This window comes from Sphingobacterium phlebotomi, from assembly GCF_008180195.1.
Taxonomy (GTDB): domain Bacteria; phylum Bacteroidota; class Bacteroidia; order Sphingobacteriales; family Sphingobacteriaceae; genus Sphingobacterium; species Sphingobacterium phlebotomi.
The window spans coordinates 52893-67602 of the sequence record NZ_VTAV01000002.1; the positions used below are offsets into that span (position 1 = coordinate 52893).

General features: G+C 44.6%; 8 protein-coding genes. All 8 read right to left on the minus strand.

Annotation, left to right across the window (positions count from 1 at the left end; translation table 11 throughout):
• Positions 1 to 361: 361 nt before the first annotated feature.
• Complete coding sequence (locus FXV77_RS04340) at positions 362 to 1879, minus strand: pectate lyase family protein (RefSeq protein WP_148917991.1); 1518 nt, start codon at positions 1877 to 1879, stop codon at positions 362 to 364.
• 27 nt (positions 1880 to 1906) lie between these two features.
• Positions 1907 to 4081: a nucleoside hydrolase-like domain-containing protein gene (locus tag FXV77_RS04345; RefSeq protein WP_187444004.1), complete on the minus strand. Its 2175-nt coding sequence runs from the start codon at positions 4079 to 4081 to the stop codon at positions 1907 to 1909.
• Between the two features lie 5 nt (positions 4082 to 4086).
• Complete coding sequence (locus FXV77_RS04350; protein ID WP_148917992.1) at positions 4087 to 5247, minus strand: glycoside hydrolase family 88/105 protein; 1161 nt, start codon at positions 5245 to 5247, stop codon at positions 4087 to 4089.
• Positions 5248 to 5411: 164 nt separating this feature from the next.
• Positions 5412 to 5858, minus strand: coding sequence for a PA2169 family four-helix-bundle protein (locus FXV77_RS04355; protein ID WP_148917993.1), 447 nt, complete (start codon positions 5856 to 5858; stop codon positions 5412 to 5414).
• A gap of 67 nt (positions 5859 to 5925) precedes the next feature.
• Entirely contained in the window at positions 5926 to 7632 is a 1707-nt protein-coding gene (locus tag FXV77_RS04360) for a fibronectin type III domain-containing protein (protein ID WP_148917994.1), read from the minus strand.
• Positions 7633 to 7701: 69 nt separating this feature from the next.
• Positions 7702 to 9375 (minus strand): DUF4957 domain-containing protein, encoded by a 1674-nt coding sequence (locus FXV77_RS04365; protein ID WP_148917995.1) that lies wholly within the window; start codon positions 9373 to 9375, stop codon positions 7702 to 7704.
• Between the two features lie 30 nt (positions 9376 to 9405).
• Entirely contained in the window at positions 9406 to 11265 is a 1860-nt protein-coding gene (locus FXV77_RS04370) for a RagB/SusD family nutrient uptake outer membrane protein (protein ID WP_148917996.1), read from the minus strand.
• Between the two features lie 11 nt (positions 11266 to 11276).
• On the minus strand, positions 11277 to 14498 hold the full coding sequence (locus FXV77_RS04375; RefSeq protein ID WP_148917997.1) for a SusC/RagA family TonB-linked outer membrane protein: 3222 nt from the start codon (positions 14496 to 14498) through the stop codon (positions 11277 to 11279).
• Positions 14499 to 14710 lie beyond the last annotated feature (212 nt).

A 14710-nucleotide genomic window follows, 5' to 3' on the forward strand; every position in this document is an offset into this window, starting at 1 on the left:
CATGTCAATGCCTGCACAGCACATTTCTGTTTTGTAGGAGAACAAAGCTGGCATGTTAAGTGAATTATAGATTATGTTCCGTGACTTTGCCGTCAACTACAAGGACAACGTCGTACACGCACATGACTTCTCATGCAAGTACCGTGCGGTCATCGACCATCAAAGGGACATCGTCGTTATGTCAGGCAACAAGTGCGTTTTGACACTGTACAAAGCCAACAACTACAGTGACTTAATGATTAAGTCACTGTACATAGCCGTTAAGTACATGCGCAACGGGACAATGTACATGTGCAACGGGACGATGTACATGTGCAAAATGGGAACTTTGCCATTTTTCGTAGTTAATTTTTATCGTGGCTTATTTTTGGGGACTTTCACTGTTTTGCTTCTCTGTAATCTCTTCTACTAAACTGTTCAGATACACTTCCAGGTTTGTATATCCAGTTTTGCTCCATGTTACGGTATTGCCGTCGGAGGCATCATTCGGATTCAATTTGTTTGAATTTTCCCACCAATCGGGCATACCGTCGCCGTCGGAATCTTTCAGAAATTCGGGGTTAACAGCACTGTCGCTCAAATCGGGCCACGCACTTTCTGCGTTCGAAGACTTTACATCATGCGGAACGTCTATGAGTCCGGGATAATTTTTAGCGTCTGAAGAAATGCTACCGAAGTAGGTCGCTGTTCCGTTTTTCGTTTCTTCAACGATTCGTACATCAATGATGTCGCGCTGTTTTGAACATCCTGCATGTTGCAAAACCAAATGATACGCTTCCTGAGCGGTATGGGTGGTAACAACCTCCGTTTCCAACGGTTTGGAAAGGCGCATCTCTTTTTTCACCTGTTTCGTAAACGTGTTATCATTTTTATTGTCAATTTGTTCGTAGATTCCTTTTGACCAGTTATTTCTTGTTGTTTCCGGATCTCCTTCTACCACATTTCCGTCTACATAAAAACGCCCCCAAATATGTTCCATGGGTTTCCACCCGTTGGGTTGACCGTTTTTTCCGGTCACATATTCAGAAGTACGGACACCGATAGCAGCAATACGGTAGCGGACACGACTGTTCTTCGGCGTTGCAGGACCGGACTTGTAATAATTGTTTACAATGTTCACGTGCATTCCTTCCCCTCCGTAACATCCGGCTCCCGCCCAGTTATAAAACACATTGTTACGCATATCTACATATTCGCGTTCCTGCGTCGAAACATGAGGACCCAAACGCGGCATGCGGCTTTCGTGATGCGCCATCAGATTATGATGAAAGGAAGACCGGTGTCCGCCGACAATGGCTCCATAACCATGTTTTCCCTTAGCATGTCCGGCTGTACGAAGGCTTTCCGAAATCAGACACCATTGTACCGTTACGTTTTCGCCGCCATAGAAAGTACAGGTTTCATCAACCGACCAGCTGATGGAACAATGGTCGATGATGATATTCCGGTTTTTTGACCCTCCTAATCCGTCCGGCTCTCCATCCCCCTCATTACCCACACGAAAACGCATGTAACGAATAACTACGTTATCTGCGTTAACGGATACAGGATAACGTGCAATACAGATCCCCTTTCCGGGTGCTGTTTGTCCGGCAATGGTCAAGTTGCCGTCAACGATATTCAGCCGGCTGTTCAGAAAAATAGTTCCGGCCACATCAAATACCACCGTGCGTGTGCCCCTCTGAGAGACTGCATGACGGAATGTACCAGGTTCGTCGCCATCTTCCAGCGTGGTTACACGATATACTTTTCCCCCGCGTCCACCGGTAGCATTGCGTCCAAAACCCTCGGCTCCCGGGAAAGCTGCAATGTCATGCTGTGCAGATCCGGATAGCGCAGAAAAGACAGACAGTAAGAAAATAAAAAACACTTTTATCATAGATAGATTTTTTATTGTTTCTCCACATCATTCTACTTCGAAAATCCCGTCCAAAAAAGTGACAGTATAATCCATCATCGGCTGAAACCAAGGGTCGAAAAACCAGTAAGGATGAGGTGTATCGGGAAATTCTCGGATTTCCCAATAAATACCATACCGATCAAGCTTTTTGATCATATCGTCTCGTCCCGCATGAAATCTTGGAATGGAGCTATTCAAAAATATAATCGGAGCCGAATTTTGAGAAGTATGATTTAGCGGAGCCGCCGATTCCCAATTTGTTGGATTCTGTTCATAGGTGCCATCCAACCAATTGGATGCGGCCGTACCCTCGGAAGACTCTGGGTGACGGAACGCAAGCGTTCCGTCAATATTCACAACAGCTTGGACATCGGATAGCTGCTCGGCATTTCCTCGACCCGGTCCCTCAAAATCAGGATTTCCATTCGTGACCCCCAATAGACTAGCCAATTGTCCTCCTGCAGAGGTTCCCAAACTGGCTATGTGCTTCGTATCCAACTGGATTTTATCTGCATTGGCGCGCATCCATCGGACAGCCGATTTGAGATCGTATACCGCCTCCGGATATTTTGCTTCTAAAGACAAACGATATTCTACCGCAACGGCTACGTAACCCTTAGCCGCCAAAGCTTTGCCGATAGTGTGCATTTGAGATTTATCGCCCGATTGCCACCCTCCTCCATGAATCAACAGCACACCCGGATAGCGCTTCGACGTATTCCCTTCAGGACGAAATACATCTAAAAACAAAGGTCTATCCCCGACTCTATCATATTCTTGATCTAGAGACGATACCACCGGCGTTTTTGATTCCGCAATACGGATATACGGTCGGTATTTCCGCTCCTTCAAGTAAGTGCCATGCAAAGTGAAAGAGGTGTCTCGGGGAATAGATACAGTTGGTTCTAACCATGCCCATCGCTTCGCCCAATCGTTCAGATAATCTGCCCGATGAATGGAGAGGGTACGTGCGCCTTGTTGACCATCCAAAAAAAACTTTTCATCCGGCAAATCACCAAACCAATTCTCACCCAGCTTATAATCCCCCGGCTGTTCGTCCCCCGGCCAAGGGGCGGTACTGATAAAGCCACCTGTTAATCCATCTAACTCTTTAATTGTACTGCTTGTTTTATAGGTTACTTCTTCCGACTTTTTGGAAGAATAGCGGATTGCATAGGTTCCATTTCCAATGTAATATCCTGGCCATACTTGCCCTAGAGCCTCCATGGTAAAGCATGCAGAATCCGGTGCGATAGGCTCCTCTGGACCTGAAAATTGCCACTCCACCACGCCGTAGGCCGGAACGCTATCACGAAAACTGCTATTCCCCTGGAAAACCGTCTTCGAGCTGTGCGCAATCCGGGTATATACCCCTCCCCAGCTTTCGCTTCCGGGATCGTCTGGGTTTCCGTGTAGGAGATAACCTAACGACGGCGTATCCCCCATTTTAATGTGACCTGCGTAATAATGGATAAAATCAGCACCCATGGCTCCTCTCCCTCTAATATAATTGTCGTAGTAAGCAATTCTATGCATGTCTTTTGGTGCATCCTCGTCTTCCATAAACCAACCTCTATACGTCGCGTTGGATTCGATAAACCAAAGATCAGCATGATTCTGCGCAATATAATGATAGGCGTTGATACTCCATTTTTTATTGGCCCCCCCGATCCAGAATACACGTATGTTGGATTTAATTTCAGGCGCATCATGAAGCGCTTGAGCCAGATCTTCCAATCCGCCCCACACCAATATCCAAAGCGGTTGTTCACTCTTTTTTTGGGCACACGAAACAATCCAGTCGGATCCTTCTGTTGACTCCGAATATCCGCGGTAAGGTGCTTCGGCGATTACCCCTTGCTTGGATATGCTCCGTAATTCTTCAGGAGATCGAAGCGCAGGGTTCTTTTTGCTTAATACCGGATAGTCCTTTTCGTATAGATCTATCATTTCGAGAATGTCCTTTTTTCTGCCTTTACCGAAGGGGGAGGAAATTAATCCTTCTATTTCGAAGCAATCGGAATACATCAATAGATGAATCATGGATTGGTTATCGTCTGGATCTGTTCCTCCGATATCTGTACTAACGATTATTCGAGGCTTCCCATCGTTCTGTGCCCATACAGATGTGGTCGCCAGCAGTCCTATAAAAAAAAACGAAAGGTATATTCTGAACATCATTATTTTTACCTGTCCAATAAAACACTTGTCATGATGAAAGGTCCTATAGCCTTGGGATCATTATCCCGGATCGGTTCGGAAATATAATAAGCAAAACTTCCGTCTCTATAATTCTTTTCGCCCCCCAACCCCGCTACGGAACAACAATCAGTGATGGATAAAGAGCCATCCGCCTCTGTCTTAACAAACCGCTTTAAAAACTGGTCATAGGCCTGCGCCCCTTTCATTAGATAATGTTTGTCCAAATAGCCTTTTTGGGCGCCTTTGATCCACGTGTAAATAAACATAATCGATCCCGTCGATTCCAGATAATTCCCTTCCCTATCTCCTAAGTTGGTAACTTGGTACCACATACCTGTTTCGGGGTCTCTAAACTTTTCAACCGAAGCTGACAGTTCTTGTAGGATATCTATGATTGCCGGTCGATCTTTGTGGTTTTCCGGTAAAAAATCCAGAACGTCAACAATCGCCATCATATACCAACCTATACTACGCGACCAAAAGTGAGGAGAAAGACCAGTTTTCGGATCCGCCCAACGTTGCTGTTTACTTTCGTCCCAACCATGGAAATACAGCCCAGTTTTTGCATCATACAAATATTTCCGAACATCCACAATCTGCAAGGCGACATCATCAAATAGCGCTGCTTCGTTATTTTCTTGCGCATACTGTGCGAGAAACGGGCCGGCCATATATAGTCCATCCAACCATACTTGATGCGGATAAACTTTTTTGTGCCAAAAACTCCCGTCTTTTGTACGAGGGTGCGTACGCATCTGTTCCCGTTGATGATCCAGTGCTATCTTGAATCGCTCTTCTTTCGTTTTTGCCAAAATAGGGAAAAGGATTTTGCCGGTATTGACGCGATCGATGTTATACTCCAAAGGTTTATAGGTCTTAATCGTTCCGTCGACATTCACCATGGTATCTGCATAATCATACACATAGTTATAATATTTTGGGTTGTCCGTTTTATCATAAACTTGTAATATAGACTGCATCACCAGACCGTGGCAATAGTTCCATTTCAACGTTTTTGAAAAATCAAGCATCCACGCTTCTGGATTACGCTTCATCTCCGAGTCGGTCATCTGAACATAATTCTTTTGTCCGAAAGTTTGTAAAGCGGAAAAAACAGAAAATACCACTATGATTAACTTCTTCATCTGAATGAGGTTTATATTTATATTCGGTTTATTATATGCTTTACAACAATAAGTATTTGATAGGTTAATACATACAAAATAGCATAAAAAAACAGTGCAAACGTTGCCGGCAACGTTTGCACTGTTTCAATCCCCCTTGGGAATTATTTTTTGTTTTTTGAAAGCTATTTAGCGCTATCGCGTAAAGCTTTAATCCTATCATGGGAGACTCTGATCTGTGCAGCTTGGTCAAGCACGGTTTCCAATGCCTGTCCGGCCACCTCTCCGCTGTCCATTACCTTTTTATATGCCGCCTTGATAGCATCCTCACCGCGTTCTGCTTCCTCCAAGATACTTTTTCGATCTTTACCGCCAAACAGGGCTTTTACGTCGATCCAAGCGCGATGTATAGCTCCTGCCACGCTTTCATCGTCTTCGTCCACTTCTGCTCCATATTGTTCAGCTAATGCATTAAGTTCTTGGGAAAAACGTTCGCTTTCTGCTGCTGCTTCTGTGAAGATGACGTTCAGATCAGCGTTTACAGGTTCTAGATCTTCTAATGCTTTTCTAAATCCCAATGTACGATCATTATTGATCTCTATTAAATTCTTTAAGTGCTTTATCGCTTTCATAATATTTTTGTTTTGTGACTATACGATAAGAACGGTTTAGAAGAGTAATAGTTTCCGATATCTATTTTTAATACAATCCTTCCACTAAAGAATTGAAATACATCTCGATATTATCATACACCTCACTTAAATCCCGACCGTTTGCATTCGGCGTATTCGGATCGAGGTTGTTAGCCGTTTCCCACGCATCGGGCATACCATCTCCATCGGTATCGACTAAAGGCGTCGTTTGTACCAAAACCGGCCAACCGCCAACATCTGTTTGTGAATCGATAATACCCGGGTAATCGGTTTTTGAACCGTTGTAGGTAGTCATTCCATTTCTCACTTCGTTCACCACGCGTTGATCTATCGCATCACGTTTATAGGCCGCCCCGGCTTTCTCCAAAACCTGTTCGTAAGCTTGTTCGGCCGTATGCTGCGTGCTCAACGTTTCAAAAGGGAATGGTGTCGTTCTTTGTGCTTGCGCGGCGGAAACGCCTGCGTCAAAATCGACGCCTCCTGCCCAATTATTCATTGTGACACCGCCATTGCCGAACACATAATTGCCGTCGATAAAGAATACACCATAACCTAGAAGATTGGGGTCAACATTGTCTTCTTTTGATATCTGCATAATCCGCGCGCTACGACTGGAGGGTGTTGCGGGACCTGGTTTGTAATAGTTGTTCACGATATTATATTCGCCGTTTTCTCCCCCATAAGCAGAGTTTCCACGCCAGTTGTAGATAACATTATTACGGTAATCTACTTTATCAGCACCCACGGGGCTTAATCCTCCTGTCCCCGAGCGATTTCCACCATCAAAGCGGGGATTACGGCTATTATGATGCGCCAACAGATTATGATGAAAAGAGGCTTGATGACCTCCCCATATTCCACCGTAACCGTGGTCGTCTTTTTCGTGAAACGATTTGTTTAAGCTTTCCGCTAGGATACACCATTGCATTGTAAAATCTTTATTGGCATAGAAAGACGAGCATTCATCAATAGACCAACTCATGGAGCAGTGATCGATGACAATATTTTGCTGATAGCGTCCCCATAAGGCATCTTGTTCATTTTGGGTAAGATCACCCATCCGAAAACGTAAAAATCGAAGGATCACATTATCCGCTGCAATGACCATTTCATGATCCTGTATACAGATACCATCGCCGGGGGCCGTCTGTCCGGCAATTGTGACATCCCCATTGCTGATACGTAACCTGTTACTCAGCTTAATATTTCCCGAAACTTCAAAAACAATAATCCGTGGACCGGACTGCTCAATAGCTGTACGTAAGCTCCCTGCACCCGCATCGTTTAAGTTGGTCACTTTAATAACCCTACCGCCGCGCCCGCCTGTTGTCGTCTTGCCATAACCATCCGCTCCTGGGAAAGCGAGCGCCAGTTCGGGCTGCTCTTCTTCTTTCGTGGTAAACGCTTCTACTAATCTATTAGACGTAAAAGAGGGATTGGTTTTGTGGATGGCACGCAAACGGGCATAGTAGCCTGTTGACGGCATTAATCCGCTGAATTGCACTTTGGTTTGCTGCGTGGTATCAGTTTTAGCGACAATCTCCGAAAACGAACTGTTGGTACCGATTTCCAGAAAATAACCATCCGCTTTATCGACCGCATCCCATTCGAACGTTGCTGATTTACTTTCTGTCGTTATGGTAAAACTCTCTGGTGGGGGTAACGTGCTGCTCGTCTCGTCCTGCACATCCTTGCTACAGGCAACTAGTACTAGCGTGCATAAACCAACGATGACGGAGAATGTCTTTTTCATCTGCATTTTGGTAGTCTTGTTTATAATTATTTTATAATAGTAAGGGCAAAACATGTTTTGCCCTTATCTTTAACGCGCCCAGCGTGGGTCTCCGATAGGTCCCGCACTACTGCTCGCTGTACGCAATGGTGAATTAGCCGGTAATGTGAAATCATTCGTATTAAAATCCCACGAAAGCGTTTCTTCCTGTACATTCGTGACGATCACCGCACTTGGAATATTAAGTTTAGCCCGTGGCGTAGCAGAATTCAATAAATTAAACACGTTCGTATTCGATATTTGTGCTGTAGCTCCGTTTGCTGCCCTTAACAAATCATTATTCATCGTTAAAGAGGTGAACCGCGGCGAAATCCAACCCGTATTTGCTAAAATACTGTTGCTCACAACAATACTGGCTGGTGTATTGACATCCATCAGCGGCCGTCTGCCTCCTGTATTACCAAAAGCGTTAATGGTACAATGATCAATGAGGATACTCGCTCCAGGTGTACCAATATTGACATCATAGCGTAGAATATTCGTACTCAACCTATTAAACGTAGAGTTCACTAGCTCAAAGCGGTTCATCTGTAGTTTCTGCAATTCGAATAACGCATAATCCTGATCGTTGTCCTGTACAATACTGTTTTCAACACGGATGTAGTCGATGCGGTGCTCTCTGTTTCCGGCACGGCTACCACGCACAAGCGCTCTACCGAGGCCCTGTATACGACAACCCTGTATATGGATAGACGTAAATGTGGCAGCTCCTGTTGGCAAATCCACCAAATAGAGATCCGGTGTATTCAACATATCCACGGTAAGATCATACAGATGGATTCCTGCACCATCACCACGCAGCTCAAAACCTCTTGGATTTATAATCGTATTAATAGGATTACCCGATACCGAACCCAAGGTAATATGCTTATTTTCAATTCGTATCACATTTTCCGTTAGGTCGTAAACCCCTGGACGCAGTCCGATAACAGCCTGATTTTCCGCATCTGCAATCACTTGTGCCAAATCATCTTCTGGACCCACCTCTATCGTGAAATTGCTGGTCACTTTGGTGGTGAAACCTAAACGACCGATTTGTACTTCATCGGCAAAAAGTAACGCTAAATATTGTGTTTCTGATTCAAGATCTTCGATTATGCGTTCGCCGGCTTCAATTTCTTCTGCCGTCAAGGTTATCTGTTGTACAATATCGTATCTCTCTCCACCATTTTCTTCATTTGTTTCTCCAGTAAGCTTTCCAATTACAATCCGACTTGCCGTTTCATCCGGTCTCCAAGTCAAACGCACCGATTTGTCTTGTAAATCCACCTGCTCATCCAGCAAATTGAATAATTGTTTGCCTCGTATCATAAATCCGTTGCTATGCAACCAATGCGAATTGTCCGATTGCCCAGTTCCGACAGTGCGTACCCGCGCGAAATATTTGGTACGCACCTCGATTTGCTGATCTGTTAATGTGACGCCAGCTGTGTCTGTATTCAAGGAAAACAACGGTCCGTCGGCAAACAACGTATCTTTGGAAATTTCAACAATATATGTCGCTTTTTCCGTATTCAGCGCATCCCCCCATGTCAGCTTTACTTCTGTTTCGCCACTTTCAGCACCAACCACTTTACTCGGCATAAACATGCGGTCGGGATGGAACTCTTTAAAAAGTTCGCTATTTTTATCGCAAGCTATAGACAAAAGGACACAGCATGATGCCAGAAGCCAGTGGATACTATATTTATGTAATGTCTTCATCTTTGTATTATTATTCGTTATATCCTGTCGTTAATAACCATAATCTTGATCCAGTCGATAATTTTCCGACACAATCTCACTGTATATAGGTAGCAGCTCGCTCTGTCCGGACTTGAAATGCAAAGCATAACCACTTCCGTCGGGGGCACCCGAATCGTTTACACCAAAAATATATCCGTTGGTTACCGCTTCACGCCAATTGATAGAGGTATACCCCTCCGGTGGAGCGGCTCGATCTCCACCTGGAGTCGGTTTAAAGAAGATCTCATCCAAAGCCCCTCCGGCAAAGTCTATATCTGCTACTTCCCCCCCCGCGCTACTATTGATGAATGGCGTCAGTTTATAGAATATCCGATTCGGTACTTGTTCATATATACCTTCGCCTAACCTAAATTCACGAAGCTTTATACGGGTATTATCCAGTACTGTCTCCAACAAATTCCAGCGCAACAGATCATACTTGCGTATACCTTCGCCGCCAAACTCCAACAACCGCTCCTTCACAATAACGTCAAAGAAGCCTTCTTTATCTGCCGGGATCGTTCCAACATTTGCCTCATCGCCCCCATAAGCACGGACACGAACATCTTTCAACGCTTGTATGGCCTGTGCAGAAGGGCCTCCATTCAATTCATTATCCGCTTCCGCGAATAACAAAAGGATATCGGAATAGCGAAGCAATGGCCAATCGATACCCAAAGATTGGGATTGGTCGTGCGAATTGGTCCAATATCTACGAAACTTGGCATCCGTCATATTAACAGACGTCATCACCTGCTTGTTGTCTTGTGCATTAATCTCAAATAAACCCAAGGTCACATCCCGGCGCGTATCGCCGATACCAAACTCGTAAAAGTATGTTGGAATAGCTCGAACGCCACCATTTGCGTATCCCCAGCTGGAACTGGTGTTCTGACGCAAACCATTACCATACCCCAGCTTGCTGTCCGTGCGAGCGTTACCTCCATAAGCACCTACTTTAAAGACCATCTCCCGACTCGCATCTAAAGAAGACTGTCCATGCAGCGACTTAAACACGTTTTCGAAACTGGCGTTAAGTCCGTTGTCTCCTTTTTCGATGATGTCCAAACATTCTTGACGTGCAATCTCATAGTATTGTTGATAGTCTGACCGGCGCTCCATCTTCCGAGTATCCCGACGGAGAGAGTAACCTCCACGCGCCAAAGCAATACGTGCCCGTATACCTTTTGCTGCCGCTTTCGTGATACGGGTCGGAGGGTCGTTGGATTCTGTTTGCCAAGGTAAAAGCGTAATAGCTTGTTCTAGATCAGCCAATATCTGGTCATAGATTTCGTCCCGATCTGTTTTCTCCAGATAAAGATCTGGCTGATCTGCAGAGGGTATAAAAGAAGCCGGCACATCTCCCCAGTTTCGGATGACCTCATGGAAAAACCATGCCCGCAAGGCGAGCGCTTCTCCCAAAAACTTCCGCATCTGTGCTTTTTCACTTTCACTTCCGTTATTAAAGGGCTCGGACAAGGGAATAAACTTAATACAGATATTCGCTCGCTCTATTCCTTCGTATAACTGACGAAAAGGATTGTTCAGCTCCGTATTTTGCGGTGCCACGCCATATTCACTAATGCCCCTTCTATCCAGGGGACTATAGGATCCCGAGGTTTTAAAGTCATCTGCAGATTGTGGGTAAATAATCGCTAACCGACTGCCATATCCATCATCTCCCATCAAGCGGTTATAAATTCCGGTAATCGCCGAACCGGTATAGGAAACGCTCCCAAACACATCATCCTGAGTTAGGTTAGATGGGTTTTCGACTTCCAGATACTTTTCGCAGGATGAAGTGAACAGCAAGGCTACAGCAGCCATCGATACAACGCCCATCCTATATATATTCTTCACGTTCTTCATTTTCTTAAGGATTAAAATGTGACATTTATACCCGCCAAAATGTAGCGGCTTCTCGGATATGCAGCATAATCCACTGCAGGTGTTAACGGATTATTCCGCCGTGTATTGGCTTCCGGATCATATCCTGTATAGTTTGTAATCGTCAACAGGTTGTTTACTGTCGCATAGACACGTAAGTTCGAGAAAACACGGGAACGACGAATCAGGTTCTCCGGCAAGGAGTAACCTAAGGTCACATTACTTATCCGTAGAAACGAGCCATCTTCAATCGCATAGGAGTGTAAGAAATACGCTCCCCCTGGAGGAGTCCACATCGTGGCATCGGCATTCATTGCCCTTAATGTTTCCGGATCAGTTACTCTTACACCGCTGCCATCATACCATTTGAAACGGTCGTTCATACTGGTCAACATATTATTATCCCTGTACAGATACTGTGTGGTAAACTCCAATTTATTCGCATTGTACACCTTATTCCCAACCGACCAGTTCATAAACACGCTGAGATCGAAGTTCTTATAAACAAACTGATGGTTCATACCGCCAATGAATTTAGGTTGCGCATTTCCTAAGATCGTACGGTCATTGGCATTGATCATGGCATCTCCGTCGTCACTTAATTTTTTCAATTTCAAATCTCCCGGCTGTGGGTTTCTATTTCCCAAAGCTATGGCACTCGAATTAGGAACACCTTCTTTTAATGTATACGCTCTTGTCGAGGCGTTGTAATCGAAGTCATCAATTGTATAGAAACCATCCGTAACGTATCCATAAAATTGTCCGACAGGACCACCTACACCGACAATAAAGTCTTCAAACTGACTGCTTACCCAACCTGCCCGTTCCAGGTATGAATTAAGTGGCTGCCCATCCGAATTCAAGCCTAAGCTTACAATCTTGTTCCGATTGAACGACATATTGAACTGGGCTTGATACATGAAGTTACGGTTTTGCACAACCGTACCTGTCAGTTGGATTTCAATCCCTTTATTTTGCGTTTCGCCTATGTTCTTCAACTGCGTTGCATATCCACTGGTGGCCGGTACACGAGCATCCAGTAGGAGATCTTTGGTATTGTTCATATAGAAATCTACCGAACCACTGATTCTATTATTCAAAATCCCGAAGTCCAATCCTAAATTCCTAGATACAGTCGTCTCCCATTTTAAGGCGGAGTTAGCGAGTGAAAGCGGTGCAAAACCCGGTGTTATCGCTTCGCCATAAGCATAGGAGTAGTTGCTGTGCACACCGTACATAGTTTTGTACAGATCGATTCCGATACGGTTGTTACCGACAGCACCGTAACTAAAACGCATTTTCAACTCTGGCAACCAGTCACGGGTGCTTTCCATAAAATCTTCTTCCGAAACACGCCATGCTAATGCCATGGATGGGAAGGTACCCCATCTATTCTCTTTAGCAAAAAGAGAGGAACCATCTCGTCTAACGGACGCTGTGACCATATAACGGTCTTTATAGCTATAATTTGCCCGTCCAAAATATGACCACAAACGACTTTCCGACCAGTTGGTCGAAGGTGGTGTTTGCAACATACCGTCTGGTGGTGTTGCTTTTTGGATACCGGCAAATGCTTCCTCATCCGTAATATCCACCGGAAGCCATTTCACTTCCATCGACTGGTTCTTAATATTCGTTTGATAAATCTCATGTCCAATTACCCCATCAAATGCATGATCATTTATTTTCTTTCGATAGGACAACGTATTGGTATTGGTCATCGATAAGGTTTCACCGTTCGTGAGGTTGACGACTGGTTGATTATTGTTCTGGCGTGCAATCCCTGTCGATATTCCTTGAAAGCGATTGTCTTTCCGGTCGGTTGCATTAATACCGAAGACCGTTCGCAACGACAGTCCCTTGATGAGCTCGTAACTAGCATTTCCATTAAAAATGATATCGTTTCTGTAGTTATTTCGGGTCTCATCCATCGCGAGTACCATGGGGTTCACTAAGTTTGTCTGGTTTGTAAAATCCGGGTCAAACTCATCCACCATACTTTCCATGCCCGGTGCTACAAATGGCATATAGCGCACAGAATTTCGCAAACGGTTATTACTCTGCGACCCCGTATTAGACGTTCCTACACCATCTACGCGTTGTCTGCTATAGCGAGCACTAAAACCGGCTTTAAAACGATCATTAATTTTATGATCTAACTTTAATGAAGCCAATGTCCGCTGGAACCCCGAACGGATCATAATGCCCTCCTCATCGGTATGCGTCAAATTAAAATTTACCGATGTTCTTTCCGTACCGCCGACCATACCCAATATATGGGTTTGGCTTCTGGCATTTCTGCCAAAAATAGCATCTTGCCAATTGACGAACGGCATATCGCGGTAAAGCTCCAGATCTTCCCATCTTCCGTATCTGTCACGGAATGTATTTCTTGTTTGCTCATCGGTATTCAGATTATATGCTTGATACTGATACATCACATAGTCATACGGTTCCATCACATCCAACTGATTGGTAATTTTCCGTACGCCTCCAAAACCGTTATAGGTTACCTGGGTTTTCATGTTCATTCCCCCTTTTGTGGTAATGATAATAACACCATTGGCACCCCTTGCTCCATAAATAGCAGTAGCTGATGCATCTTTCAACACATCGATAGATTGGATTTCTTGGGGCGAAAGTATAGACAACGCATTCTCCACTTGAATACCATCCACAATATACAAGGGCGAATTGTCTTGCGTAATAGATCCGCCTCCACGTACTCTAATCATCACGTCAGCACCTGGCGCTCCTTCGGTTGTGACGACGGACACACCTGCAAGGCGCCCAGTAAGTGCTTCTGCAGCAGAACTTAACGGAATGTCCTTAAGCTGCTTAGCGCCAACAGAGGATACCGACCCCGTTAAATCTCTTCGTGCTACGGTACCATACCCGATGACAACAACTTCTTCTAAATCGGAAGACCCCTCCTCCAAAACAATATTGATTGTTTTGTCTTCTGACGAGACCACCCTCTCTTGTTCTACATAGCCTACAGATGTAAACACCAAGACGTCTCTCGGCGAAACGGTAATGCTGTATCTTCCGTCGTTTTGCGTGCTGGTCTGTCTGGCAGTACCTTTAACTTTTACGGTGGTTCCCGACAGCGGAGCCCTGTCCGGTGCTAGCACCGTACCTGTAATTGTTCGCTCTTGCGCAAAAGCACTCTGAATAATGAAGAGCACAAACAATAAAGCTTTTAGTATCCTCATGATAGTTTTAATAAATGATTAAATTGGTTGCATACAATAAATAGCGATAAGAACGACAGTCCATCCTACGACTATAATTACTTTTTTAATGTTGTGTTTTTAACAGATTCCTATTGGTTAAACAACATACCTCCTCCTAGAGGTGTATATGGTTTATGAATTGTGTTATCTAATACAATAATAGCATATTGGATAGGTTAATACCTAAAGAA

Bases quoted from the DNA above. Each gene is read 5' to 3' on its own strand.
- FXV77_RS04340 (WP_148917991.1), bottom strand. From the start codon at position 1,879: ATGATAAAAGTGTTTTTTATTTTCTTACTGTCTGTCTTTTCTGCGCTA.
- FXV77_RS04355 (WP_148917993.1), bottom strand. From the start codon at position 5,858: ATGAAAGCGATAAAGCACTTAAAGAATTTAATAGAGATCAATAATGAT.
- FXV77_RS04345 (WP_187444004.1), bottom strand. From the start codon at position 4,081: ATGATGTTCAGAATATACCTTTCGTTTTTTTTTATAGGACTGCTGGCG.
- FXV77_RS04350 (WP_148917992.1), bottom strand. From the start codon at position 5,247: ATGAAGAAGTTAATCATAGTGGTATTTTCTGTTTTTTCCGCTTTACAA.
- FXV77_RS04360 (WP_148917994.1), bottom strand. From the start codon at position 7,632: ATGAAAAAGACATTCTCCGTCATCGTTGGTTTATGCACGCTAGTACTA.
- FXV77_RS04375 (WP_148917997.1), bottom strand. From the start codon at position 14,498: ATGAGGATACTAAAAGCTTTATTGTTTGTGCTCTTCATTATTCAGAGT.
- FXV77_RS04370 (WP_148917996.1), bottom strand. From the start codon at position 11,265: ATGAAGAACGTGAAGAATATATATAGGATGGGCGTTGTATCGATGGCT.
- FXV77_RS04365 (WP_148917995.1), bottom strand. From the start codon at position 9,375: ATGAAGACATTACATAAATATAGTATCCACTGGCTTCTGGCATCATGC.